The organism is Streptomyces sp. NPDC014006, from assembly GCF_043088925.1.
Classification (GTDB): domain Bacteria; phylum Actinomycetota; class Actinomycetes; order Streptomycetales; family Streptomycetaceae; genus Streptomyces.
Genome location: NZ_JBICAJ010000002.1, coordinates 305,727 through 331,301, shown reverse-complemented (window position 1 = coordinate 331,301; position 25,575 = coordinate 305,727). Strand labels below are relative to the sequence as shown.

19 protein-coding genes and 2 pseudogenes are annotated in these 25,575 nt (G+C 71.3%); 7 read left to right on the top strand and 14 right to left on the bottom strand.

Going from position 1 to position 25,575, the window contains the following annotated elements; all coding sequences use genetic code 11:
* Positions 1 to 42: 42 nt before the first annotated feature.
* Together ACF1GV_RS07980 and ACF1GV_RS07975 are read right to left on the bottom strand one after the other, a co-directional pair.
* Positions 43 to 1,401 (bottom strand): MFS transporter, encoded by a 1,359-nt coding sequence (locus tag ACF1GV_RS07980; protein ID WP_391679065.1) that lies wholly within the window; start codon positions 1,399 to 1,401, stop codon positions 43 to 45.
* Between the two features lie 193 nt (positions 1,402 to 1,594).
* The gene (locus ACF1GV_RS07975) at positions 1,595 to 2,260 is read right to left on the bottom strand and encodes a TetR family transcriptional regulator (RefSeq protein WP_391679063.1); all 666 of its coding nucleotides are present in this window, start codon (positions 2,258 to 2,260) and stop codon (positions 1,595 to 1,597) included.
* Positions 2,261 to 2,397: 137 nt separating this feature from the next.
* Here ACF1GV_RS07975 and ACF1GV_RS07970 point away from each other — a divergent pair, with 137 nt between their 5' ends.
* On the top strand, positions 2,398 to 3,276 hold the full coding sequence (locus ACF1GV_RS07970) for a shikimate dehydrogenase (RefSeq protein ID WP_391679061.1): 879 nt from the start codon (positions 2,398 to 2,400) through the stop codon (positions 3,274 to 3,276).
* A gap of 8 nt (positions 3,277 to 3,284) precedes the next feature.
* The gene (locus ACF1GV_RS07965) at positions 3,285 to 5,084 is read left to right on the top strand and encodes a bifunctional sugar phosphate isomerase/epimerase/4-hydroxyphenylpyruvate dioxygenase family protein (RefSeq protein WP_391679059.1); all 1,800 of its coding nucleotides are present in this window, start codon (positions 3,285 to 3,287) and stop codon (positions 5,082 to 5,084) included.
* On the opposite strand, the gene ACF1GV_RS07960 is transcribed toward ACF1GV_RS07965, so the two are convergent.
* The 8 genes from ACF1GV_RS07960 to tkt are packed head-to-tail and all read right to left on the bottom strand — an operon-like array spanning position 5,076 to position 14,391.
* Positions 5,076 to 5,534: an SRPBCC domain-containing protein gene (locus ACF1GV_RS07960; protein WP_391679057.1), complete on the bottom strand. Its 459-nt coding sequence runs from the start codon at positions 5,532 to 5,534 to the stop codon at positions 5,076 to 5,078. The genes ACF1GV_RS07965 and ACF1GV_RS07960 overlap by 9 nt on opposite strands.
* Positions 5,535 to 5,544: 10 nt before the next feature.
* On the bottom strand, positions 5,545 to 6,129 hold the full coding sequence (locus ACF1GV_RS07955) for a histidine phosphatase family protein (RefSeq protein WP_391679055.1): 585 nt from the start codon (positions 6,127 to 6,129) through the stop codon (positions 5,545 to 5,547).
* Between the two features lie 6 nt (positions 6,130 to 6,135).
* Positions 6,136 to 7,017 carry a phosphogluconate dehydrogenase (NAD(+)-dependent, decarboxylating) gene (gene gnd / locus ACF1GV_RS07950; RefSeq protein ID WP_391679052.1) on the bottom strand — a complete coding sequence of 294 codons (882 nt, stop codon included), beginning with the start codon at positions 7,015 to 7,017 and terminating at the stop codon, positions 6,136 to 6,138.
* A 2-nt stretch (positions 7,018 to 7,019) separates the two neighbouring features.
* Positions 7,020 to 8,666 carry a glucose-6-phosphate isomerase gene (gene pgi / locus ACF1GV_RS07945; RefSeq protein ID WP_391679051.1) on the bottom strand — a complete coding sequence of 549 codons (1,647 nt, stop codon included), beginning with the start codon at positions 8,664 to 8,666 and terminating at the stop codon, positions 7,020 to 7,022.
* Complete coding sequence (gene opcA, locus ACF1GV_RS07940; protein WP_391679049.1) at positions 8,659 to 9,594, bottom strand: glucose-6-phosphate dehydrogenase assembly protein OpcA; 936 nt, start codon at positions 9,592 to 9,594, stop codon at positions 8,659 to 8,661. The genes pgi and opcA overlap by 8 nt, the downstream gene beginning before the upstream one ends.
* On the bottom strand, positions 9,591 to 11,153 hold the full coding sequence (zwf, locus tag ACF1GV_RS07935; protein ID WP_391679046.1) for a glucose-6-phosphate dehydrogenase: 1,563 nt from the start codon (positions 11,151 to 11,153) through the stop codon (positions 9,591 to 9,593). Before zwf ends, opcA begins: the two co-directional genes overlap by 4 nt.
* Positions 11,154 to 12,296: a transaldolase gene (gene tal, locus ACF1GV_RS07930; protein WP_391679044.1), complete on the bottom strand. Its 1,143-nt coding sequence runs from the start codon at positions 12,294 to 12,296 to the stop codon at positions 11,154 to 11,156.
* Positions 12,297 to 12,315: 19 nt separating this feature from the next.
* Complete coding sequence (tkt, locus tag ACF1GV_RS07925; RefSeq protein ID WP_391679042.1) at positions 12,316 to 14,391, bottom strand: transketolase; 2,076 nt, start codon at positions 14,389 to 14,391, stop codon at positions 12,316 to 12,318.
* Between the two features lie 146 nt (positions 14,392 to 14,537).
* On the opposite strand from tkt, the gene ACF1GV_RS07920 reads away from it, so the two are divergent.
* The 3 genes and pseudogenes from ACF1GV_RS07920 (at position 14,538) to ACF1GV_RS07910 (ending at position 17,075) form a co-directional block, all read left to right on the top strand.
* Positions 14,538 to 15,443, top strand: coding sequence for a helix-turn-helix domain-containing protein (locus ACF1GV_RS07920; RefSeq protein WP_391679040.1), 906 nt, complete (start codon positions 14,538 to 14,540; stop codon positions 15,441 to 15,443).
* Positions 15,444 to 15,490: 47 nt separating this feature from the next.
* Positions 15,491 to 16,228, top strand: a pseudogene (locus tag ACF1GV_RS07915) (MFS transporter); the annotation flags it as partial.
* 271 nt (positions 16,229 to 16,499) lie between these two features.
* Positions 16,500 to 17,075: an MFS transporter gene (locus ACF1GV_RS07910; RefSeq protein WP_391679038.1), complete on the top strand. Its 576-nt coding sequence runs from the start codon at positions 16,500 to 16,502 to the stop codon at positions 17,073 to 17,075.
* A gap of 53 nt (positions 17,076 to 17,128) precedes the next feature.
* Here the strand turns inward: ACF1GV_RS07910 and ACF1GV_RS07905 are convergent, their stop codons facing one another.
* Complete coding sequence (locus tag ACF1GV_RS07905) at positions 17,129 to 18,535, bottom strand: glycoside hydrolase family 16 protein (protein WP_391679035.1); 1,407 nt, start codon at positions 18,533 to 18,535, stop codon at positions 17,129 to 17,131.
* 314 nt (positions 18,536 to 18,849) lie between these two features.
* Here ACF1GV_RS07905 and ACF1GV_RS07900 point away from each other — a divergent pair, with 314 nt between their 5' ends.
* A complete protein-coding gene (locus ACF1GV_RS07900; protein WP_391679032.1) occupies positions 18,850 to 20,358 on the top strand; it encodes a DUF4246 domain-containing protein in 1,509 nt (502 codons plus the stop codon).
* A gap of 53 nt (positions 20,359 to 20,411) precedes the next feature.
* Here the strand turns inward: ACF1GV_RS07900 and ACF1GV_RS07895 are convergent.
* Positions 20,412 to 20,739: pseudogene (locus tag ACF1GV_RS07895) on the bottom strand (MarR family winged helix-turn-helix transcriptional regulator).
* A gap of 194 nt (positions 20,740 to 20,933) precedes the next feature.
* Between ACF1GV_RS07895 and ACF1GV_RS07890 the strand changes: the two are divergent.
* A complete protein-coding gene (locus ACF1GV_RS07890) occupies positions 20,934 to 22,271 on the top strand; it encodes a 6-phospho-beta-glucosidase (RefSeq protein ID WP_391679030.1) in 1,338 nt (445 codons plus the stop codon).
* A gap of 237 nt (positions 22,272 to 22,508) precedes the next feature.
* On the opposite strand, the gene ACF1GV_RS07885 is transcribed toward ACF1GV_RS07890, so the two are convergent.
* Together ACF1GV_RS07885 and ACF1GV_RS07880 are read right to left on the bottom strand one after the other, a co-directional pair.
* Positions 22,509 to 24,203 carry a carbohydrate binding domain-containing protein gene (locus tag ACF1GV_RS07885; RefSeq protein ID WP_391679027.1) on the bottom strand — a complete coding sequence of 565 codons (1,695 nt, stop codon included), beginning with the start codon at positions 24,201 to 24,203 and terminating at the stop codon, positions 22,509 to 22,511.
* Between the two features lie 165 nt (positions 24,204 to 24,368).
* Positions 24,369 to 25,454, bottom strand: a complete 1,086-nt coding sequence (locus ACF1GV_RS07880) for an ATP-grasp domain-containing protein (RefSeq protein ID WP_391679024.1) — start codon at positions 25,452 to 25,454, stop codon at positions 24,369 to 24,371.
* Between the last annotated feature and the right edge of the window lie 121 nt (positions 25,455 to 25,575).

The following is a 25,575-nucleotide window of genomic DNA, read 5'->3' as shown; positions in this document are numbered from 1 at the left end:
GCCCCGGTCGCCGTGGGCACGGCTCCCGGGCGGTACGTGACCTCAGGCCGTCACCGTCTCCTGCTGCGCCGCCCGGGACACCGGCCGCCGGCCGAGCAGCTCGGTCGGCACCCGGTGCGTCTCCCGCGCCGACAGCGCGGCGATCACCGGCGGCACGCACAGCGCGGCCGTGAACAGTGCCACCGCGGCCCAGTCGTCACCGCCCGGCCCGGCGAGCCGCGCGGCGAACGTCACCGCGAAACCGGCGACCGCGAACCCGATCTGGGTGCCGACGGCCATGCCGGACAGGCGGACCCGGGTGGAGAACATCTCGCCGTAGAACGCGGGCCATACCCCGTTCGCGGCGCTGTAGACGACCCCGAACGCCAGGACGCCGCACACCAGCGTCAGCGGGTAGGAGCCGGTGGAGATCGCCCACAGGTACAGCGCCATCGTCACCGCGCTGCCCACCGCGCCGACCAGGTACACCGGGCGGCGGCCGATCCGGTCCGCCAGCCGCGCCCACAGCGGGATCGCGACGAGCGCCACCAGATTGGCGAGCGCACCCACCCACAGCATCCCGGACCGGTCCATCCCCACCGCGTCACTGGTGGCGTACGCCAGCGCCCACACCGTGAAGATCGTGCTGACGGAGGCGATCAGCGCGCCCGCGATCACCCGCAGCACGTCCGCCCAGTGCTCGCGCGCGAGGACCGCCAGCGGCAGTTTCACCACGCCCTCGGTCGCGGCCTGCCGGGTGAACGCCGGCGTCTCGGCCAGCCGACGGCGCACCAGGTAGCCGACCACCGCGACCACGATGCTCAGCCAGAACGGCACCCGCCAGCCCCACGACAGCAACTGGTCCTCGGGCAGTGCGGCGATCGGCAGGAAGACGAGCGTGGCGATGAGCTGGCCGCCCTGCGTACCGCTGAGGGTGAAGCTGGTGAAGAACCCGCGCCGGTTTGGCGGCGCGTGCTCCAGCGTCATGGAACTCGCGCTGGCCTGCTCACCGGCCGCGGAGATGCCCTGGAGCACGCGGCAGGCCACCAGCAGCACCGGGGCGAGGCCGCCGACCTGTGCGCGGGTGGGCAGACAGCCGATCAGGAACGTCGAGACGCCCATCAGGATCAGCGTGAACACCATGATCTTCTTACGGCCCAGCCGGTCGCCGATGTGCCCGAGGAAGAGGGCGCCGACCGGGCGGGCGGCGTAGGCGACCCCGAACGTGGCGAGCGAGAGCAGGGTGGCGGTCGCCGGGTCGGAGGAGTCGAAGAAGACCTCCGGGAAGATCAGCGCGGCCGCGCTGCCGTAGATGAAGAAATCGAAGTACTCGAGGGCACTGCCGATCCAGGCGGCGGCCGCCGCCTTCCTGGCCTGGCCGGGCGGGGCGGTGGCGTCGTGCGGTGCGGCGGGGACGGACACGGCGTGCTCCTTCGGGGGACTCCACCGTAGGCGGAACGGGGTGAGCGGAAGAACCGCGGGACAACGCGGGGAGCGCGGGGGAGCCGGATCTTCGGTTAATTAACCCACTGGATAGTTAGTCGCGATGGCAAGCGATGTTGCGCCCGTGTTTCCACGCTGTCAAGGGGTGTTGCCGCAGCGGAAGCCCGCGGACTCAGTCGCCGGCGCGCTCCGCCGTCAGATAGGCGAGCACCATGTCGCCCAGCATCGTCCGGTAGCGCTCGCGCTCCGCCGGGTCGAGCAGATCGCGGTCGAACAGTGCCCCGAAGGTGTGCCGGTTGGAGACCCGGAAGAAGCAGAACGCGCTGATCATCGCGTGCAGATCGACGGCGTCGACGTCCGCCGTGAACACGCCCGACCCCCGGCCGGCGGCCAGGATGCGGCGGATGACGTCCAGTGCGGGCGAGCCGATCCGGCCGAGCTTCTGTGACGCCGCGATGTGCTCGGCCTCGTGGATGTTCTCGATGCTGACCAGCCGGATGAAGTCCGGGTGCTCCTCATGGTGGTCGAAGGTCAGCTCCGCCAGCCGGCGGATCGCCGCGACGGGGTCGAGGTGCTCGACGTCCAGCTGCTGCTCGGCCTCGCGGATCACCGCGTACGCCCGCTCCAGCACGGCCGTGAACAGCTGCTCCTTGCCGCCGAAGTAGTAGTAGATCATCCGCTTCGTGGTGCGGGTGCGGGCGGCGATCTCGTCGACGCGGGCCCCGTCGTAGCCGGCCCGGGCGAACTCCTGGGTCGCCACGTCGAGGATCTCGGCCCGGGTGCGGGCGGCGTCGCGGGTGCGTCCGCCGGTGCGTGCCGGTTCGTCGACGCTGGTCATGGGCTTCCCCCGGTGCGTTGGGCCAGTGCCGCAGATTGTAGAAGGCGGCGGGTCCGCGGCGGGCCGGGGCTTTTCGTGGGTCCGCTGGACTGGTATAGCTAACGTACTGGTTCGTACATTAGCTCCGGAGGTCAGCAGTGCCCGGTGACTCCTTCCTCGTCGGACTGATCGGTTCCGGCATCGGCCCGTCGCTCAGCCCGGCCCTGCACCAGCGGGAGGCCGACCGCCAGGGGCTGCGCTACCTCTACCGGCTCCTCGACCTCGACACACTCGGGCTGCAGCCCGAGGCCGTCGGCGACCTGGTCCGCTCCGCCCGCGACCTCGGCTACGACGGGCTCAACGTCACGCACCCCTGCAAGCAGCTGGTGATTCCCCATCTCGACGCCCTGGACCCGCAGGCCGAGGCGCTCGGCGCGGTCAACACCGTCGTCTTCGACGGCGGCCGGGCAGTCGGCCACAACACCGACGTCACCGGCTTCGCCGCCTCCTTCGCGCGCGGCCTGCCCGATGCCCCGCTGGAGCGGGTCGTACAGCTCGGTGCGGGCGGCGCCGGCGCGGCCGTCGCGCACGCCGCGCTCACCCTCGGCGCCGAACGGATCACCCTCGTCGACGCCCAGCCCGAGCGAGCCGCCGCCCTCGCCGCGTCCCTCACCGGGCACTTCGGCGCCGGCCGGGCCGTCGCCGCGGGCCCGGACGAGCTGCCCGCACTGCTCACCGGCGCCGACGGCGTCATCCACGCCACCCCGACCGGCATGGCCGCCCACCCCGGGCTGCCGCTGGCCGCCGAGCTGCTGCACCCCGGCCTGTGGGTCGCCGAGGTGGTCTACCGCCCCCTTCGGACCGAACTGCTGCGCATCGCGCGGGCGCTGGGCTGCACCACCCTGGACGGCGGCGGGATGGCCGCCTTCCAGGCCGCCGACGCGTTCCGCCTGTTCACCGGGCGGGAACCCGACAGCGCGGCGGTGCTCGCCGACCTCGCCGCCCTGACCGGCGCCGCCGCGACCACCACCCCGTGAGGCCACCGATGCGTACCTGTATCGCCACCGTCTGTCTGAGCGGCTCCCTCACCGAGAAGCTCACGGCCGCCGCCCGGGCCGGCTTCGACGGTGTCGAGATCTTCGAGAACGACCTGCTCGCCGGCCCGCTCGGTCCCGAGGAGATCCGCGCCCGCTGCGCCGACCTCGGTCTGACCGTCGACCTCTACCAGCCGATGCGGGACGTCGAGGCGCTGCCCGAGGAGGAGTTCACGCGCAGCCTGCGCCGCGCCCGGCACAAGTTCGAGCTGATGCGCCGGCTCGGCGCCGACACGGTCCTGGTCTGCTCCAGCGTCCACCCGCTCGCCGTCGACGACGACGCCCTCGCCGCCGCCCAGCTCGCCCGGCTCGCCGACCTCGCCCAGGACTTCGGCGTCCGCGTCGCCTACGAGGCACTGGCCTGGGGGCGGCACGTGTCGACGTACGACCACGCCTGGCGGATCGTCGAGGCCGCGGACCACCCGGCGCTCGGCACCTGCCTGGACAGCTTCCACATCCTGTCCCGTGGCTCGGACCCCAAGGGCATCGAGGACATCCCCGGCGACAAGATCTTCTTCCTCCAGCTCGCCGACGCGCCCCGGCTCGCCATGGACGTCCTGCAGTGGAGCCGCCACTACCGCTGCTTCCCCGGCCAGGGCGGCTTCGACGTCGCCGGCCTGGTACGGCACGTGCTGCGCACCGGATACACCGGCCCGCTGTCGCTGGAGGTCTTCAACGACGTCTTCCGGCAGGCCGACCCCGGCCCCACGGCCGTCGACGGCCGCCGCTCACTGCTGGTCCTGCAGGAGGAGACCGGCGCGGCGGCACCGCCCGCGCCCGTCGTGCCCACGGGCGTCGCCTTCGCCGAACTCCTCACCCCCGACCCCGCCCCCGCCGCCGCGGTGCTCGGCGCCCTCGGCTTCACCCGCACCGCACGCCACCGCGGCAAGCCGGTCGACCTGTGGGAGCAGGGAGACGCCCGGATCCTGCTCAACACCGGCCCGGCCGCCCGCCGTGACGGCACCCGGCTCGCCGCGATCGGCCTCACCTCGCCCGACCCGGCCGGCGCCGCCCGTCGCGCCGAGGCCCTGCTCGCGCCCGTACTGCCCCGCCGGCGCGCACCCGAGGACGCGCCGCTGGAGGCGGTGGCCGCACCCGACGGCACGGAACTGTTCTTCTGCGCCACCGGCCGGGCGCCCGAACTCCCCGACTGGCGCGCCGACTTCGCGGACGTGACGGCAGCCCCGCGGGACACCGGCATCCGCGGCATCGACCACCTCGCGCTCACCCAGCCCTGGCACCACTTCGACGAGGCCGCCCTCTTCCACCGCTCCGTCCTCGGCCTGGACGCCCAGGAGAGCGTGGACCTGGCCGACCCGTACGGCCTGATGCGCAGCCGCGCCGTAGCCACCGCCGACGGCAGCGTCCGCCTCGCCCTCACCGTGGGCGCGGCCCCCGGCGACGCCACCGCGCACGCCCGGCACATCGCACTGGCCTGCGACGACGTGGTCGCCGCGGCCCGGCGTTTCCGCGCGGCGGGCGGCCGATTGCTGCCGGTGCCCGCCAACTACCACGACGACCTGGCCGCCCGCTTCGACCTCCCCGAGGAGGACCTGGCGGCCTATCGCGACCTCGGCATCCTCTACGACCGCGACCAGCAGGGCGGCGAGTTCCGCCACTGCTACACCCGGACCGTCGGCCAGGTCTTCTTCGAACTGGTCCAGCGCGACGGCGGCTACGGCGGCTACGGCGCCCCGAACGCACCGATACGCCTGGCCGCGCAGCACACGGCACACGACGTCTCAGGGTGACGCAGCCGATGACACCAGTTCCTCGAGCTTGTCGAGGGCCTGGGTCCAGCCTTCCTCGTGGAGGGCTCGTCGCCGCTCGGTCAGGAAGTCGCCCTGGGTGAGGGTCAGTTCGGCAGACGCGGCACCGATGTCGCGAAGCGTCAGCCGCACGACCGTCTCCTGGTCCTCGGGATCGGGATCCTCCCAGCGGAAGGTGTAGGACAGGCCCACCGGAGGAGCGACCTCGAGGTATTCACCCACGAGGTGGAATGCGTCGCCCTCCGGTGGCTGCATCGCCATGCGATAACCGCCGCCCGGCCGCAGATCGCACTCCACGCTCGGGATGGTGAACCCCTCGGGTCCCCACCACCTGGCCAGCTCCCGTGGTTCGGTCAGGGCGCTGAACACGACAGGGGATGGCGCGGCGAGAACACGCCGCAGATGCAGTCGCAGACCACCGTCGTGCGTCATCACCGTCTCCTTACGCCCGCACGTTCCACTCCGCGACCACCGGTCGCCCGTGTTCCGTCGACAGCCGGCTCAGTGTGCCCGTCGCCAGCTGGAGCAGCCGCCCCTTTGACGGCGGCAGGCCCAGGCGGCGGGCCGTCAGGACGCGCAGGAAGTGGGCGTGGGCGACCAGGACGACGTCGCCGGCCGCCAGGGCCGGGACCACCCGGGACAGGACCCGGTCCGCGCGACGGCCCACTTCCTCCGGCGACTCCCCACGGCTGCCGGTGCCGGGCGGGACGCCGTCGGTCCACAGGTCCCAGCCCGGACGGGTGCGGTGGATGTCGACGGTGGCGACGCCCTCGTACCCCCCGTAGTCCCATTCGTGCAGGTCGGGCTCCGGGACGGCCCCGAGCACGCCCGCGAGTTCCGCCGTGCGGACGGCCCGCCGCAGCGGGCTCGTGAGAGCCAGCGCGAAGGGCCGTCCGGACAGGAGCGGAGCCAGGGACTTGGCCTGCTCCTCACCATGGGTGGTGAGGGGCAGGTCGGTGAAGCTGGTGTGCTGTCCCGTCAGGCTCCACTCGGTCTCGCCGTGGCGGACGAGGAGAAGATCACCCACGCAGGGTCACTTCTTCGAGGACTCGACGGCGTGGCCGCCGAACTGGTTGCGCAGCGCGGCGATCATCTTCATCTGCGGCGAGTCGTCCTGGCGGGAGGAGAACCGGGCGAACAGGGAGGCCGTGATCGCGGGCAGCGGCACCGCGTTGTCGATGGCCGCCTCGACCGTCCAGCGGCCCTCGCCGGAGTCCTCGGCGTAGCCGCGCAGCTTGTTCAGGTGCTCGTCCTCGTCGAGGGCGTTGACGGCGAGGTCCAGCAGCCAGGAGCGGATGACGGTGCCCTCCTGCCAGGAGCGGAAGACCTCGCGGACGTTCTCCACGGATTCGGCCTTCTCCAGCAGCTCCCAGCCCTCGGCGTAGGCCTGCATCATGGCGTACTCGATGCCGTTGTGGACCATCTTCGCGAAGTGCCCGGCGCCGACCTTGCCCGCGTGGACGTAACCGTAGGGGCCTTCCGGCTTCAGGGCGTCGAAGATGGGCTTGAGGCGGTCGACGTGCTCCTTCTCGCCGCCGACCATCAGCGCGTAGCCGTTCTCCAGGCCCCACACGCCGCCGGAGACACCCGCGTCGACGAAGCCGATGCCGCGCTTGGCGAGCTCCTCGGCATGCTTCTCGTCGTCGCTCCAGCGGGAGTTGCCGCCGTCGATGACGGTGTCGCCGGGCTTGAGGATGCCCGACAGCTGGTCGATGACGTTCTGGGTGACCGCGCCGGCCGGGACCATGACCCACACCGCGCGCGGTGCGGCGAGGCGGTCGGCGAGCTCGACCAGGTTGTCGACGTCGGAGAGCTCGGGGTTGGTGTCGTATCCGACGACTTCGTGGCCGGCGTTGCGCAGACGCTCGCGCATGTTGCCGCCCATCTTGCCGAGACCAACAAGACCGATCTGCATGGTTACTTCACTTCCTTGAGGTCGCGGTAGGCCGCGACGAGCGCTGCGGTGGACGGGTCGAGACCGGGCACGTCCGCGCCCTCGGTGAGGGCGGGTTCGACCCGCTTGGCGAGGACCTTGCCCAGTTCCACGCCCCACTGGTCGAAGGAGTCGATGTTCCAGATCGCGCCCTGGACGAACACCTTGTGCTCGTAGAGGGCGACCAGCTGGCCGAGCACGGACGGGGTCAGCTCGCGGGCCAGGACGGTGGTGGTGGGGTGGTTGCCCTGGAAGGTGCGGGCGGTGACCTGCTCCTCGGGCACGCCCTCGGCGCGCACCTCGTCGGCGGTCTTGCCGAAGGCGAGGGCCTGGGTCTGGGCGAAGAAGTTGGCCATCAGCAGGTCGTGCTGGCCCTTGAGGCGGTCGCTCAGCTCGGCGACGGGACGGGCGAACCCGATGAAGTCGGCCGGGATGAGCTTGGTGCCCTGGTGGATCAACTGGTAGTAGGCATGCTGGCCGTTGGTGCCCGGCGTGCCCCACACCACCGGCCCGGTCTGCCATTCCACCGGGCGCCCGTCGCGCTGCACCGACTTGCCGTTGGACTCCATGTCCAGCTGCTGCAGGTACGCGGTGAACTTCGACAGGTAGTGGCTGTACGGCAGGACCGCGTGCGACTGGGCGTCGAAGAAGTTGCCGTACCAGATGCCCAGCAGGCCCAGCAGGAGCGGGGCGTTGGCCTCGGCGGGCGCGGTGCGGAAGTGCTCGTCGACGGTGTGGAAGCCGTCGAGCATCTCCCGGAAGCGGTCCGGGCCGATGGCGATCATCAGCGACAGGCCGATCGCGGAGTCGTAGGAGTAGCGGCCGCCGACCCAGTCCCAGAACTCGAACATGTTGTCGACGTCGATACCGAACTCGGTGACCTTCTCCGCGTTCGTCGACAGCGCGACGAAGTGCTTGGCCACCGCCTTGTCCTCGCCGCCCAGGCCCTGAAGCAGCCAGGCGCGGGCCGAGGTGGCGTTGGTGATCGTCTCGATCGTCGTGAAGGTCTTGGACGCGACGATGAACAGCGTCTCCGCCGGGTCCAGGTCGTGCACGGCCTCGTGCAGGTCGGCGCCGTCGACGTTGGAGACGAAACGGAACGTCAGGTCACGGGCCGTGAAGGCGCGCAGTGCCTCGTACGCCATCGCCGGGCCGAGGTCCGAGCCGCCGATGCCGATGTTGACGACGTTGCGGATGCGCTTGCCGGTGTGGCCGGTCCACTCGCCGGAGCGGACCCGCTCGGCGAAGGCGCTCATCCTGTCGAGCACGGCGTGCACCTTCGGCACCACGTTCTCGCCGTCGACCTCGATCACGGCGTCGCGCGGGGCACGCAGCGCGGTGTGCAGCACCGCCCGCCTTTCGGTGACGTTGATCTTCTCACCGCGGAACATCGCGTCGCGCAGCCCGAACACGTCGGTGGCGGTGGCCAGTTCCCGCAGCAGGGCGAGGGTCTCGTCCGTGATCAGGTTCTTCGAGTAGTCGATGCGCAGGTCACCGACGCGCACCACGTACCGCTCGGCGCGCCCGGGGTCGCTCGCGAACAGCTCCCGCAGGTGCGCCTGCCACTGGGCGCGGTGGTCCTCCAGGGCGGTCCACTCGGGCCGCCGGGTCAGCAACGGGGTCTCAGACATGTGCGGGAGTCTCCTTGCTGCCCTCGCCGCGCAGGGCGATGGCGTACATCTCGTCGGCGTCCAGGCGGCGCAGTTCCTCGGCGATGAGTTCGGAGGTGGCGCGGACCTTCAGCGCCAGGGTGCGCGAGGGCTGGCCCGGCAGGGTCAGCGTGGCCAGCGGGCCCTCGGGCCGGTCGATGACGAGCTCGCCCTCGGCCGTGCCCAGGCGTACGGCGGTGACGACCGGACCGGCGGTGACGACCCGGTCCACGGTGACCCGGAGGCGGGCCTCCAGCCAGCGGGCCAGCAGCTCGGCGGCCGGGTTGTCGGCCTCGGCCTCGACGGCCGCCGAGATCACCTTCGCGCGGGCCTGGTCCAGGGCGGCGGCCAGCATCGAGCGCCACGGGGTGAGCCGGGTCCAGGCGAGGTCGGTGTCGCCGGGGGCGTAGGTGCGTTCCCGGGTCTGCAGCATCTCCAGCGGGTTCTCGACCGCGTACAGGTCGGTGATGCGGCGCTGGGCCAGCGCGCCGAGGGGGTCCTTGGAGGGGTTGTCCGGCGCGTCGACCGGCCACCACACGACGACCGGGGCGTCCGGCAGCAGCAGCGGCAGGACGACGGAGTCGGCGTGGTCGGACACCTCGCCGTAGGTGCGCAGCACGACCGTCTCGCCGGTGCCGGCCTCCGAGCCCACCCGGACCTCGGCGTCCAGCCGGGAGGCCTGGCGGTCGCGCGGGGTGCGGGCGTGCCGCTTGATGACGACCAGGGTGCGCGAGGGGTGCTCGTGCGAGGCCTCCTCGGCCGCCTTGATCGCGTCGTAGGCGTTCTCCTCGTCCGTGACGATGACCATCGTCAGGACCATGCCCACCGCCGGGGTGCCGATGGCACGGCGCCCCTGGACGAGCGCCTTGTTGACCTTGCTTGCCGTGGTGTCGGTCAGGTCGATCCTCATGGCCTGCGCCAGCTCCGTCCGTCTCGTGCGAGCATCTCGTCCGCTTCCTTGGGTCCCCAGCTGCCCGACGGGTACTGCGCCGGCCTGCCGTGCGCGGCCCAGTAGCCCTCGATCGGGTCGAGGATCTTCCAGGACTCTTCCACTTCCTGGTGACGCGGGAACAGGTTGGCGTCGCCGAGCAGCACGTCCAGGATGAGGCGCTCGTACGCCTCCGGGCTGGACTCCGTGAAGGACTCGCCGTACGCGAAGTCCATCGTGACGTCCCGGATCTCCATCGAGGTGCCCGGCACCTTGGAGCCGAACCGGACGGTCATGCCCTCGTCGGGCTGCACCCGGATGACGATCGCGTTCTGGCCCAGCTCCTCCGTCGCCGTGGAGTCGAAGGGGGAGTGCGGGGCGCGCTGGAAGACCACCGCGATCTCCGTGACCCGGCGGCCCAGCCGCTTGCCGGTGCGCAGGTAGAACGGCACCCCGGCCCAGCGGCGGTTGTCGACGCCGAGCTTGATCGCGGCGTAGGTGTCGGTGGTGGAGTTCGGGTCGATGCCGTCCTCCTCCAGATAGCCGCGCACCTTCGTACCGCCCTGCCAGGCGGGCGCGTACTGGCCGCGCACGGTGTGCTTGCCGAGGTCGTCGGGCAGCCGTACGGCCTTGAGGACCTTGAGCTTCTCGGTGAGCAGCGACTCGGCGTCGAACGCGGCCGGCTCCTCCATGGCGGTGAGCGCCATCAGCTGGAGCAGGTGGTTCTGGATGACGTCACGGGCCGAGCCGATGCCGTCGTAGTAGCCGGCGCGGCCGCCGATGCCGATGTCCTCGGCCATCGTGATCTGGATGTGGTCGACGTAGGACCGGTTCCAGATCGGCTCGAACATCTGGTTGGCGAAGCGCAGCGCCAGGATGTTCTGGACGGTCTCCTTGCCCAGGTAGTGGTCGATGCGGAACACCTGGTCCGGCTCGAACACCTCGTGCACGATCGCGTTCAGCTCACGGGCGCTGGTGAGATCATGGCCGAACGGCTTCTCGATCACCGCGCGCCGCCAGGAGTCCTCGGGGCCGTCCGCCAGGCCGTGCTTCTTCAGCTGCTGGACGACCTTCGGGAAGAACTTCGGCGGCACCGACAGGTAGAAGGCGTAGTTGCCGCTGGTGCCGCGGGCGGCGTCCAGCTCCTCGACGGTCTGGCGCAGCTGGTCGAAGGCGTTGTCGTCGTCGAAGTCGCCGGGGATGAACCGCATGCCCTCCGACAACTGCTGCCACACCTCCTCACGGAAGGGGGTGCGGGCGTGCTCCTTGACGGCGTCGTGCACGACCTGCGCGAAGTCCTGGTCCTCCCAGTCGCGGCGGGCGAAACCGACCAGGGAGAAGCCCGGCGGCAGCAGCCCGCGGTTGGCCAGGTCGTACACGGCCGGCATCAGCTTCTTGCGGGACAGGTCACCGGTCACGCCGAAGATGACGAGCCCCGAGGGGCCCGCGATCCGCGGCAGCCGGCGGTCGCGCGGATCGCGCAGCGGGTTGGCCCAGCCTGCGGCCGGAGCCGTCAGTTCCATCAGCGGTGTCGCGGTCATTTACGCTGCCACCCCCTTGCTGTCCATGGCCTTCGCCACGGCCGTCAGCAGGTCCTGCCAGGCCGTCTCGAACTTGGCGACGCCCTCGTCCTCCAGCTTCTGCACCACCGCGTCGTAGGAGATGCCGAGCTTCTCCACCGCCGCGAGGTCGGCGCGCGCCTGCGCATAGCCGCCGGACACCGTGTCGCCGGTGATCTCGCCGTGGTCGGCGACGGCGTTCAGGGTGCCCTCAGGCATCGTGTTGACGGTGCCCGGGGCGACCAGCTCGTCCACGTACAGGGTGTCCTTGTACGCCGGGTCCTTCACACCGGTCGACGCCCACAGCGGGCGCTGCTTGTTCGCCTTGGCGCCGGCCAGGGCGAGCCAGCGCTGACCGGCGAAGACCTCCTCGTAGGCCGCATAGGCGAGGCGGGCGTTGGCGAGGGCGGCGCGGCCCTTGAGCCCGAGCGCCTCGTCGGTGCCGAGGACGGTCAGGCGCTTGTCGATCTCGGCGTCCACGCGGGAGACGAAGAAGGACGCCACGGAGTGGATCGCGGACAGATCCAGGCCCTTCGCGGCGGCCTTCTCCAGGCCCGCGAGGTAGGCGTCCATCACCGCGCGGTAGCGCTCGAGGGAGAAGATCAGCGTGACGTTTACGCTGATGCCCTCGGCGATCACCTCGGTGATGGCGGGCAGACCGGCCTTGGTCGCCGGGATCTTGATCATGACGTTGGGGCGGTCCACCAGCCACGCGAGCTGCTTGGCCTCGGCGATCGTGGCCGCCGTGTGGTGCGCGAGACGGGGGTCGACCTCGATGGAGACCCGGCCGTCGCGGCCGCCGGTCGACTCGTACACCGGGCGCAGCACGTCGGCGGCGGCCCGTACGTCGGCGGTGGTCATCATGCGGACGGCCTCGTCGACCGTCACGCCGCGCACGGCCAGCTCGGTGAGCTGGGCCTCGTAGCCCTCGCCGGAGCCGATGGCGGCCTGGAAGATCGACGGGTTGGTGGTGACGCCGACGACGTGCTTCGTGGCGATGAGCTCGGCGAGGTTGCCGCTGTCGATGCGGGTGCGCGAGAGGTCGTCCAGCCAGATCGACACGCCCTCGTCGGAAAGGCGCTTGAGGGCTGCCGCGGGAGCGGTTGCTTCGGTCACAGTGATCATCTTCCTTCTGGCGATCGGATCAACCGCGCACGGCAGCCAGCGATTCCCGGGCTGCTGCGGCGACGTTCTCGGGGGTGAAGCCGTACTCGGCGAACAGGGTCGTGGCGTCGGCGGAGGCGCCGAAGTGCTCCAGGGACACGATGCGGCCGGCGTCGCCGATGTAGCGGTACCAGGTCAGACCGATGCCGGCCTCGACCGCGACCCGGGCCTTCACGGCCGGCGGCAGGACGGACTCGCGGTAGGCGCGGGGCTGCTCCTCGAACCACTCCACGGACGGCATCGACACCACGCGCGTGCCGATCCCCTCGGCCTCCAGCCGCTCCCGCGCGGCGACGGCGAGCTGTACCTCGGAGCCGGTGGCGATGACGATCACCTCCGGGGTCTTCGTGGACGACTCGCGCAGCACGTAGCCGCCCTTCGCCGCGTCCGGGTTCGGCGCGTACGTCGGCACGCCCTGGCGGGTGAGCGCGAGCCCGTGCGGGGCCGGACGGGTGGCGTGCCTCTTCAGGATCTCGGCCCAGGCGGCCGCGGTCTCGTTGGCATCGGCCGGGCGGACGACGTTCAGACCCGGAATGGCGCGCAGCGAGGCCAGGTGCTCCACCGGCTGGTGGGTCGGCCCGTCCTCGCCGAGGCCGATCGAGTCGTGCGTCCACACGTAGGTCACCGGCAGCTGCATCAGCGCCGACATCCGCACGGCGTTGCGCATGTAGTCGGAGAACACCAGGAAGGTGCCGCCGTAGACGCGGGTGTTGCCGTGCAGGGCGATGCCGTTCATCTCCGCGGCCATGGAGAACTCGCGGATCCCGAAGTGGACGGTACGGCCGTACGGGTTCGCCTCGGGCAGCGGGTTGCCCTCGGGGAGGAACGAGGACGTCTTGTCGATGGTGGTGTTGTTGGAGCCTGCCAGGTCGGCGGAGCCGCCCCACAGCTCGGGGATGACCCCGCCGAGCGACTGCAGGACCTTGCCGGAGGCGGCGCGGGTCGCGACGGCCCTGCCCTCCTCGAACGCCGGCAGGGCCTCCTCCCAGCCCTCGGGGAGCCGGCCGGCGACGATCCGGTCGAACAGCTCGGCGCGCTCCGGCCGCTCCTCGCGCCAGACGGCGATCTGCTTGTCCCAGGCGGCGTGCGCGTCGGCGCCCCGGTCCAGGGCGGCGCGGGTGTGGGTGAGGACGTCGGCGTCGACCTGGAAGGCCTGCTCCGGGTCGAAGCCCAGCAGGCGCTTGGTGGCGGCGACCTCCGCCTCGCCGAGCGCGGAGCCGTGGGCGGCCTCGGTGTTCCGGGCGTTCGGGGCGGGCCAGGCGATGACCGTGCGCATCGCGATGATCGACGGCCGTTCGGTCTCGGCCTGCGCGGCCTTCAGGGCGGCGTACAGGGCGTGTACGTCGACGTCGCCGTCCCCGGCGGGCTCGATGCGCTGGGTGTGCCAGCCGTAGGCCTCGTACCGCTTCAGCACGTCCTCGGAGAACGCGGTCGCGGTGTCGCCCTCGATGGAGATGTGGTTGTCGTCGTAGAGGAAGACCAGGTTGCCGAGCTTCTGGTGGCCGGCGAGGGAGGAGGCCTCGGCGGAGACGCCCTCCTGGAGGTCGCCGTCGGAGACGATCGCCCAGATCGTGTGGTCGAAGGGGGACTCGCCGGCCGGGGCCCCGGGATCGAACAGGCCGCGCTCGTAGCGGGCGGCCATCGCCATGCCGACGGCGTTCGCGACGCCCTGGCCGAGCGGGCCGGTGGTGGTCTCCACACCGGCCGTGTGCCCGTACTCGGGGTGGCCGGGCGTCTTCGAGCCGTGCGTGCGGAACGCCTTCAGATCGTCCAGCTCCAGCTCGTACCCGGCGAGGTACAGCTGGGTGTAGAGGGTCAGCGACGTGTGGCCGGGGGAGAGGACGAAACGGTCACGGCCGGTCCACTCCGGGTCGGCGGGGTCGTGCCGCATCACCTTCTGAAAGATCGTGTACGCCGCCGGGGCCAGGGCCATGGCGGTGCCGGGGTGGCCGTTGCCGACCTTCTGCACGGCATCCGCGGCCAGCAGCCGTGCGGTGTCGACGGCACGCCGGTCGAGTTCGGTCCACTCGAGGGTGTCGGGTGTCTGCGTGCTCATCTTCAAGAAGTCCTCGCAAGAAGCGCTGCTTATGCTCTGACGTGTTCAAACTTAAAAGTCTGACTTTTTCTCCGGAAGGTCTGCGTGTGTCAGCCTGTGGTGAAAGTGGGACACCGAGCGCGCGACCGGGACGGCACGAGAAGGACATGGCGGACACAACCAGGCAAGACGGCGACGCCGGCGAGGATGCGGACGGGATCAGAACGTTCCCCTTCCCGGTGGGTCTGAGCGTCGGCGGTGTGGGCATGCAGGTCGGCCCGATGGGCAGCGGTCGCACCTGGCACTCCGAGGCTCCTCTCGACCGCGTCCACCGCATCGACTTCCACGTCGTCATGCTCTTCACGCACGGCCCCGTCCGCCACATGGTCGACTTCGCCGAGTACGAGGCGAACGCCGGTGACGTCCTGTGGATCCGCCCGGGTCAGGTCCACCGCTTCTCGAAACAGAGCGAGTACCGCGGAACCGTCCTGACCATGCAGCCCGGCTTTCTGCCCCGCACGACCGTCGAGGCCACCGGCCTGTACCGCTACGACCTGCCGCCCCTGCTCCACCCCGCCGCGGCCCAGCTCACCGGGTTGCGCACGGCATTGGAGCAGCTCCGGCGCGAGTACGAGGACACGGACACCCTCCCGCTGAGCCTGCACACGGCGGTGCTGCGGCACACCCTGACCGCGTTCCTGCTGCGCCTCGCGCATCTCGCCGCCAGTTCCGCGGAGGCGGCGCGGCACCCGAGCGACACCACCTTCACCCGCTTCCGGGACGCGGTGGAGGGGGGCTTCGCCACCAACCACAGCGTCAGCGCCTATGCCGACGCCCTCGGTTACTCCCGCCGCACCCTGGTCCGCGCGGTGCGCGCCGCCACCGGGGAGACACCCAAGGGCTTCATCGACAAACGGGTCGTCCTGGAGGCCAAGCGGCTGCTGGCCCACACCGATCTGCCCATCGGCCGGGTCGGCGCGGCGGTCGGCTTCCCCGACGCGGCGAACTTCTCCAAGTTCTTCCACCAGCACACCGACCGGACGCCGGCGGCGTTCCGGGCGGAGCTGCGGTAGGGGGCGGTCGGCGGGCCGATCACGTGCCACACGTGCCACACGTGCACATGTGTCACGCGTGGTGTCGGCGTGGGAAGGCCGTCGGCGGCGGTCGCCGCCGGCCTGCCGCCCAGGCTCAACACCCAGGTGCGCAGGGCCCGTTTTGCCGCCACCGCAAAAACTCTCGGAGGGGGCCGCCACCCGGCCGCAGCATGGCCGGGCACCCGCCCCCGCATCCGAGAGGTGAAGCCATGACCATCACCGCGCCGGCGCTCTCCGCGCCGCCCTCGCTGAGCAGGCGAAGACGCCGGACCGTCCTGGCCGTCTGCTGTCTGAGCATGTTTCTGGTCGGCCTGGACACCACCATCGTCAACGTGGCGCTCCCCGCCGTCGGCGACGGCCTGGACATCGGCACCCGCGGCCTGGAATGGACCGTGGACGCCTACACCGTCGTCCTGGCCGGTCTGCTGATCTCCGCCGGCGCGCTGGCGGACCGGCTGGGCCGCCGCCGGGTGTTCCAGTGCGGCCTGGCCGTCTTCGGAGTCGCCTCCCTGGCCTGTGCTCTCGCTCCGTCGGCGGGCGTGCTCGTCGCGGCCCGTGCCGTGCAGGGCGTCGGCGCCTCGATGCTCAGCCCCGTCGCCCTGGCGATCGTCGTGAACGTGATGCCCGATCCCCGGGAACGGGCCCAGGCCATCGGCGTGTGGGCGTCGGTGTTCGGCCTCAGCATGGCCGCAGGACCGGTCACCGGCGGCGCGCTCGTCGCCGCGCTCGGCTGGCGGTCGGTGTTCTGGATCAATGCGCCGGTCGTCGTCGCCGCTCTAGTGCTCAGCGCGCTGCTGGTGCCCGAGTCCCGGGCGGCAGGGCGGGCGCGTCGGCTCGATCTGCCCCGGCCAGTTCCTGCTGACCGCGGTCATCGCCGTCACGATCGGCCTCCTCATCGAAGGGCCGCACATCGGCTGGACCTCGCCCTGGATCCTCGCGGGCTACACGTGCGCGGCCCTGGCGGCCGCGGCGTTCGCGTGGGCCGAGCTGCGGCGCGGCGAGCCGCTGATCGACCCACGGCTCTTCCGGCGCCCGGTGTTCACCGGAGCGGTCCTCGGAGCGGTGGCCGTGTTCGTCGCCCTCAACGCGACCCTGCTGCTCAACACCCTGTACCTCCAGCACACCCGGGGCTGGACTGCCTTTCAGGCCGGAGCGGCCACCCTGCCCATGGCCGTCGGCGCGACGCTGTGCGCCCCCTGGTCCGGGTACCTGGTCGGACGCGTCGGCCCCCGGCGTCCCCTCGCCCTGGGCGGCGCGTTCATCGCGGCCGGCGGTCTCAGCCTCGCCGCGCTCGACCGGGACACCGGCGTCCTCCTGCTGCTGACGGCCTATCTGCTCATCGGCACCGGATTCGGATTCGCCAACGCCCCCCTCACCAACACCGCGGTCGGCGCGCTGCCGCGCAGCCGCGCCGGCGTGGCGGGAGCCATCACCTCCACCGCACGCCAGCTCGGCTCCGCCCTCGGCATCGCCCTGGCCGGCGGCCTGGTGGCCGGCGCCGGTGCCGCCGAACTCGCGCACGCCTCCCGTCCGGGCTGGCTCATGGTCACCGCCTGCGGGCTGTTCCTGCTCCTGGTGGCCCGCACGGCCCGGCCGGGCAGTGGACCCTGAGCACCCGGGGATGGCGCTGGGCCGACCCCGGGCGCTCCTGGACCCGGGCGGACTCAGTGCCCGAAGTCGAACCAGTTCACGTTGACGAAGTCCGCGGGCTGCCCGCTGGTGAAGGTCAGATAGACGTCGTGGACACCGGTGACGCCGCCGATGTTCGCCGGGACCGTCCGCCAGGACTGCCAGCCGCCGGTGTTGGCCAGGGCGAAGCTGCCGATCGGAGCGTTGCTGCGGCTGTCGAGGCGCACCTCGACGAGCCCGCTCACACCGGACGCGGCACCGCTCGCCACCCGGGCGTAGAACTGACGGGCCGCCGTGGAGCCGAAGTTGACGCCCTTGTACAGGGTCCAGTCACCGTTCGCCACGGCGCCGATGTTCTGCCCGCCGCCGCTGTCGGAGGTGGCCTCGGTGATCGTGCCGGACTGGCTGTCGTAGGACTCGGCCTGCACGGGGCTGTAGGCGTCGCGGTTGCCGGACGGCGGGGGCGTGGGCGGGGGAGTGGTGCCGCCCCCACCGGACGACAGGACCTGGACGTAGTCCACGACCATCGGATGGCCGGGCTGGGTGTCGCCGTCCAGTCCGCCGCCGAAGGCGTCCGGGAAGCCGCCGCCCATGGCCACGTTGAGGATGACGAAGAAGCCGTGGTTCGTGGCGTTGGCCCAGGTGGCCGCGTCCATCTGGTTCGCCGTCACCGTGTGGTAGACGACGCCGTCGACCGAGAAGCGGATCGCCTCCGGGCTCACCGAGCGGTCCCACTCCATCGCGTAGGTGTGGAAGCCGGACTGGCAGGTGGTGTTCGGGCACGCGGTGGAGTTGCCGATGCCGGTGGTCTCGTTGCAGGGGCCGCCCGGGCTGGTGCCGCAGTGCATCGTGGCCCACACCTTGTTCAGGCCCTGCACGTTCTCCATGATGTCCAGCTCGCCGACGCCGGGCCAGTTCTGGTAGTTGCCCCGGTACGGCGCGCCCAGGGCCCAGAACGCCGGCCAGTAGCCCTCGGCGGCGGTGCCGGTGACGTTGGGCATCTGGATGCGGCCCTCGACGCGCAGCTTGCCGCCGGCCGGCGGCTGGAAGTCGGTGCGTACGGTCTCGATACGCCCGGACGTCCAGCGGCCGGAGGCGTCGCGGAGCGGGGTGACGCGCAGATTGCCGCTGCCGTCGAGCGAGACGTTGCTCGTGCTGCTGGTCATCGTCTCGACCTCGCCGGTGCCCCAGTTGGCGGGGCCGCCGGGGTAGGAGATGCCGGTGTCGTACTGCCAGTTGGCGGTGTTGACGCCGGAGCCCGCGGGGCCGTCGAAGTCGTCGAGGAAGACGCGCGTCCAGCCGGATGGGGGCGTTGGCGCGGCGGCGTCGGCGGACGGGACGGCGATGCCCGCCGCGGCGGCGGCCAGGCCGAGGGTGCCGAAGGCGGCGACGAGGGCCCGCCGCAGCGGGCGACGTCTGGGCGTGACGGGGGATTCGGTCATGGGGGGTGCCTCTCGGAGTCGCAAGCGGATGCCGTTTGAGAGCGCTCTCAAGTGCGGCCAATGTGCTCTCCGTCGCTGCGACCGTCAAGAGGTTGAAGGCAACAAACTCCATGCGGGGCGGGCAAGTTCGGGTCGCGAATACCGCGAAGGGGGTGAACGTCCCGGGATGCGCTGCCGTCGGAGGGCGGCCTGCGCCGCAACGCCCGCAACCTCCGGCCCTTCCCGGGTCGGCGAGGGCAGGGACCTGGGCCGCGGTGTCAGTCCGCTGAAGTATCCTTCCCGCCACCGCACACCGACTGGGAGGATCAAGAGAATTGACCGGCCTGTCCGCTTTCCCGCTGCCCTTTCATGCCTCCCGTTCCATATCGTTCGCAACGCCTAGAACGCTGCGGGAACTTCAGATGATGCAGTGCAGCGCGCACATTCGGGAGAAGCCCGGGTGGTTCGACAAGATGAACGATGCGGAAATCGTCGCGCGGTGGACGAAAGAAGCTCTCGCCCAGGGTCTCACCGAAGCGCAGGTTCGTTACGTGCTTGCCGAACTCGTGCATTATGCCGCGCTGCGGGACGAACGCACCGGCATCGAGGTGTCCGCCGTCGACGGGGTGTGGCAGTCGGACATGCTGGTCGACGACAAGCTCGGATCCCGGCTGCGCGAGGCGGTCCGGGTTCTGGAAGAGGTCCCCGAAGCAGAACTGGACTGGCACCCCGGATCCGACGGCCAGGTGCTGGATCTGGTTCATCCCTCACTTTTCTGCCTGGTGAGAGAGGCGAGCGGCGCGCCCGAGCGGGCGTGGCAGAACCCGACGGACCGCTACTCGAAGTACGAGTTCTCGGAGAAATTCCAGTGGCTGCCCACGGACGTCGACGTCAGTGACGACGGCGATGTCACCTTCCGTTCGTACGTCAACAACGTCCACCCCGAGACTCATCGCGAACTCGCCTCCGTCCTGCCGGACTTGTTCGCGTGCCTGCGCCCGCTGCTGGAGAACGTGCTCACCGATCTGCGCCATCCGCGGCCCCTGCGGATCGAGGCCGATCCTTACGGATGGTACGACTCGGAGCCGGAGCAGCCGGACCATTCCTCCTACAGCGATGACGAGGCCTACCAAGAAGCCGTCCGCGCATGGGAAGAGGCCACGGACGACTGGTGGGAGAACCGCCGCCCGGTCATCCCGGACGCCCCGGACTTCACCCCGCCCGAGGTGCCCGACGAATCCGCCCGGGTCGACCTGCGCGGCCGCCGTCTCCAGGTCATCGTCAAGCTCGCCACCATTCATCTCACCCCGGACAAGCCCGAGTACCCCGGCGGCTCCTGGCACGTCGAGGGGATGCTGAACGAGCGGATCGTCTCGACCGGCATCTACTACTGGGACAGCGAGAACATCACCGAGAGCCGGCTGAGTTTCCGGGCGGCACTCGACGATCCGGACTACGAACAGAACGACGACAACGGTGTGCGTGAGGTCTACGGCCTGGAGAACGAGGACGCACTGAACCAGATGCTGGGATCAGCCTCCACACCGGCCGGCCGCTGCCTGGCGTTCCCGAACATCCTGCAACACCGCGTCGGCTCGTTCCGCCTGGCGGACGCCACCCGCCCGGGACATCGGAAAATTCTCGCCTTCTTCCTGGTCGACCCGTCGGAAAAGATCGTCTCGACATCCGATGTGCCACCGCAGCAACCATGGTCCGACACCTCGACCATGACGCTCGAACAGGCCAAGAGCTACCGCGAACAACTCATGCAGGAACGCAAGTTCTTCGTCGACGAACACAACGAGCAGCTCTACGAACGAGAATTCTCCCTCTGCGAGCACTGAACCTCGTCTGCCCTCGCCTCGTCGGCAACCGGCGCTCGCCGTCGCCTCCCCGCTCAGTCGAGGCCGGCCTCCGCGACGCGCAGGAGCAGCGTGTGCAGGGTCTCGCGGTCGGCGTCGTCGAGCGGGGCGAGCAGTTCCGCCGTCACACGCCGGCCCGCCTCGTCGGTGCCGCGCAGGAAGGCGCGGCCGGCGTCGGTCAGGACGACGATCCGGCTGCGGCGGTCGTCGGGCGCCGGGCGGCGCTCGGTCAGGCCCTGCTTCTCCAGGTCGTCGACGAGGCCGCAGCCGGTAGAGCAGACAACCGGCGTCCGCGTGCAGCGCGCGCGTCCAGGGCTCGTCCGCGTCGATCGGGGTGGTCCGCTTCGTCTGCCGCGGGCTGATGGCGCTCTCCCCGGTACTCGGCCGCCGGGTGTCCCAGGATGCCGGATCCGGGAGGGTGCAACAACTATTGCAGGCTGCAATTATTGGGTCCGGCTGCCATCGTGCCGACCCGCACCGCGCCACCGCGGTGAGCGCGCCGGGAACGGCCGGGGTGCCGGGTAGGGTTCCCGCGTGGTGGACGAGGTGGGAGCGGTATGAGGCTGACGATTCTGGGCGGCGGCGGATTCCGGGTGCCGCTGGTGTACGGGGCCCTGCTGACGGACCGCGCCGAGGGCCGCGTCACCGCGGTGGTCCTGCACGATGTGGACGCCGGCCGGCTCGCCGCCGTCGCCCGGGTGCTGGCCGAGCAGGCGGCGGCCGTCCCGGACGCCCCGAGCGTGACGACGACCACCGACCTCGACGAGGCGCTGCGCGGCGCCGACTTCGTCTTCTCCGCGATCCGCGTCGGCGGACTCGCGGGCCGCGCCGACGACGAGCGGGTCGCGCTGGCCGAGGGCGTCCTCGGCCAGGAGACGGTCGGCGCGGGCGGCATCGCCTACGGGCTGCGCACGGTGCCGGTCGCCGTCGACATCGCCCGCCGTGTGGCCGCGCTCGCGCCGGACGCGTGGGTCATCAACTTCACCAACCCGGCGGGGCTGGTCACCGAGGCCATGTCCCGGCACCTCGGGGACCGGGTGATCGGCATCTGCGACTCACCGGTCGGTCTCGGCCGCCGTATCGCCCGGGTGCTCGGTGCGGACCCGGGGCAGGCGTGGATCGACTACGTCGGCCTCAACCACCTCGGCTGGGTACGCGGCCTGCGCGTGGCCGGGCGCGACGAACTGCCGCGGCTGCTCGCCGACGACGAGCTGCTCACCTCCTTCGAGGAGGGCAAGCTGTTCGGCGCCGAGTGGCTGCGCTCGCTGGGCGCGATCCCCAACGAATACCTGCACTACTACTACTTCAACCGCGAGACCGTCTCCGCCTACCAGCAGGCCGAGCGCACCCGCGGCGCCTTCCTGCGCGACCAGCAGGCCCGCTTCTACCACGAGGTGCGCGACCCGGCGACCCCCGCCCTGGCTGCCTGGAACCGCACCCGCGCCGAGCGCGAGGCGACCTACATGGCGGAGAACCGGGAGGCGGCCGGCGCGGGCGAGCGCGACGCCGACGACCTGTCCGGCGGTTACGAGAAGGTGGCGCTGGCGCTGATGCGGGCCATCGCCCGCGACGAGCGCACCACGCTGATCCTCAACGTCCGCAACCGCTCCACCCTGGCGGCGCTGGATACCGAGGCGGTGATCGAGGTGCCCTGTCTGGTCGACGCGAACGGCGCCCACCCGGTGGCGGCCGACCCGCTGCCCGGCCATGCCACGGGGCTGGTGTGCGCGGTGAAGGCCGTCGAACGTGAGGTGCTCGCGGCGGCCGCGTCCGGCTCGCGTACGGCGGCGGTGAAGGCGTTCGCGCTGCACCCGCTGGTCGACTCGGTGACCGTGGCCCGCCGCCTGCTCGACGGCTACCGTGCCGTCCACCCGGGACTGGCGTATCTGACCTAGCCGGCCCCCGGAACTGCTTGCGGGCCGGCCGGCCGCTCCCCCGCAGCGGCCGGCCGGCCCGGTCCCCCGTGCTTCCCCCCGGCAGGATCCCGGTGCTTCCCCCGTCCGGGATCCTGTGGTGCTTCCCCCGTTCCCCGGTATGGAGAGCACCGAGGCCGCCGTCTGATACACCCCCGCGGAAAAAAGTTCCCCCCGGCGCCGGAGGCCGGGGGGAACGCGGGAGGACGGGGGGTGGGCTCAGCCGGTGAAACCGGCCGTGATGGAGGTGAACTGCCAGTTCGTCTGGCTGGTCCCGGAGCAGTTCTCGGCCACGCCGCCGCCCGGGCAGGGACGGTCACGGTTGACCGACCAGAAGGCGAGCCGGGCGATGTGGTGGGAGTTGGCCCAGTCGCGGATCTGGGTCCAGATCTGCGGCGTGGTGTTCTCCTGCTGGTCCGACAGCCCGTTCATGCCGGAGATGCCGATGTGGGAGTAGGCGGTGGCGTCGTCCCACCCGAAGGTGGACTTCAGCTTGGCCTTCAGACCCTCGGCCGCGTTCACGGTGTTGCCGTACATGTCCGAGCCGCCGCCGAAGTCGAACGGCATGATGGTGAAGACGTCGATGTCGGCGCCCAGCGACTTGGCCTGCTCGATGAGCCGGTTGCCGTAGTACGTCGGGCCGGTGGTCGAGGTCCCGAAGGTCACGATGGTCTTCAGACCGGGGTTGTTCGCCTTGACCGTCTTCAGCGCGGTGAGGATCTTCGCCTGGACGGCCTCGTTCTCGAACTCGTCGGTGTTCTCGATGTCCATGTCGATCGCCTTCAGGCCATAGGCGTCGATCACCTTCTGGATCGCCCCGGCGAGCGCGCTCGCAGAGGAGCAGTTGGCGCCGAGCTTGCTGCCCTGCCAGCCGCCGAACGACGGGACGATGTCACCACCGGCCGAGCGGATCGCGTTGATGGCGGACTGGTCGGCCCCGCCGGTCAGCGCCCGCTGCCCGTCCCAGGCGGGGGTGCAGCCGCCCGAGTCCAGGACGAACGCCATCGTGAACCACTTCACGCCGGTCGCGCTCATCACCGTCGTCGGGCTCGGCGGGTCGCCCCAGCCCTCGTACAGGTACGGCGCGGCCTGCTTGAAGCCGCCGCCTCCGTTGCCGGTGCCGGCGTCGGTGGTGACCGTGACGGCATTGGAGGCGCCGGAGACGTTCCCGGCCGCGTCGCGCGCCTTCACGGTGAAGGTGTAACCGGTGCTCGCGGAAAGGCCGCTGACCGTGGCGCTGGTCCCGGAGGCGCTCGCCACCTTGCTCGCGCCGCTGTAGACGTCGTACCCGGTGACGCCGACGTTGTCGCTCGAGGCGTTCCACTTCAGCGACACGCTGGACGAGGTCTTGCCGGTGGAGGTGAGGCCGGAGGGCGCGGTCGGCGCCTGGGTGTCCGAGCCGCCTCCGCCGCCGCCCGGCCCGTCGAGGCTGATGTCGTCGGCGTAGTAGGTGCCCTGCGCGTACCACCCGTGGACGTAGATGGTGGCGCTGGTCTGGGAGGCGCCCGTGGTGAAGGACACCGACAGCGGGGTGTACGCCGACGGCGACGACGTCCACGTCGAGGCGCCTGAGTCGACGCCCAAGTAGACGTAGGAGCCGCGCACCCAACCCTGCAGTGAGTAGGTGGTGTTGGGCTGTACGGACACGGTCTGGCTGCACTTGGCGATGTCGCTCGACGTCACCGCGCCGGCGAGGGCCTTGCCGCCGCTGTGCACGGGGGAGTCGACGACCGAGCCGAGGTTGCCGGTGCAGGACCAGGGGGAGAGGGAGCCGGACTCGAAGCCGGCGTTGCCGAGGATGTTGGCCGCCTGCGCCGTACTGGGCAGGGCGATGGCCCCGGTCAGCGCGAGGGCGCCGGAGCCGAGCAGAGCGAGGAGGCGACGCACGGGGCGTCTGGGGGCTGTGGAGCGCACGCGATCTCCCTGAAGGAATGGGGGCGTTCGGGAGTGCACGGATGTGCGGGGGTGGTGCGCGCACCAATTTGGTATGGACCAATCCGCCCGTCAAGGCTCTGGACAGAATTGGTCCATACCGGTGAGGGAACGTCGCTCCGGCTGCCTCCGGTGGTGTGCCGGGGCCTACAGAGGCACTGCCTCGCCCACCCGGGCGCCGACGGAGTCGACCCGTTGCGCCGGCAGCGTGACCGACCGCAGCGCCCGCAGCCCCGCCACCACCGTGTAGTCCGGCCCCAGGAACGGCGGTTCGATCACCCCGGGGTCCTCGCCCAGCGCCAGCTTCACCGCCGCCCATGGCACGTTCACCCCGCACAGCGACAGCTGGTGCAGCCCTCCGGCGGGCCGCGTGTTGACATCCATCAGCACCGGCCGGTCACCGAACATACGGAACTGCACATTGGACAGGTGGTGCAGCCCGAAGCCCTCCGCGATACGCCGGGCGGGCTCCAGCCACTGCTCGTGCAGCGTGAAGCCCCGGCGGCGGCCGTTCTTGGTGCGGCCGACAGCGAGCCGGAGGCGGTTGTCGGGACCGGTGAGACAGTCCACCGACACCTCCGGCTGCTCCAGCCGCGGCATCACCAGCCAGTCCACCGGCTCCTCGGCCCGCCGCAGCGCGTCCACCACCAGGTCGAGGTTCACATACGGGCTCGGGAAGCCGCTGAGCTGGACGAGTGAGAAGGGGGCGCGGCTGACCACCCGGAAGCCGACCCCGCCGGCCCCGGACGCCGGCTTGAAGCATGCCTGGTGCCCGGCCGCCTCCAGCTCCTCGACGGCGGCGACGAATTCGTCGGGGCCCTGCACCCGCCACCACGGCGGCACCGGCACCCCGATCGCCTGCACGGCCTCGTACGCGACCACCTTGTCCTGGAAGACGGCGACGGCCTCCGGCGTCGGCGCGAGCAGTGCCGTGCCCGCCGCGGTGAACTCCGCGTGGCGCGCGGCGATCGCCGCCTGGTGCAGCCGGGGCACGAACACGTCGATGCCGCGCCGCCGGCACTGGTCGAGGGCGTACTCGACGTACGCCGCCGACGACAGGCCCTCCGGCTCGAGTTCGGCGGTGTCCGCGGCGGCCAGCACCGGGGAGTCGGGGTCGCCGTGGGTGGCGTGGATCGCGACGGCCCGGTCGTCGGGATTTCGCCGCAGCTGATCCATGAAGAACACGTTCTCCGCGTACGTGCGGTTGAGCCAGACGCGTACGCAAGAGACCATGCAGGCCGCCTTCCGGGTCGAGCGGGCAGGGCTCGGCGGCCCGTGCCCGGGCAGGAGTGAGGGAGGGACACCGAACCGCCCTGCGTTCAGGGAGCCTCGGCGGTGGTGTCGGGGGGATCAT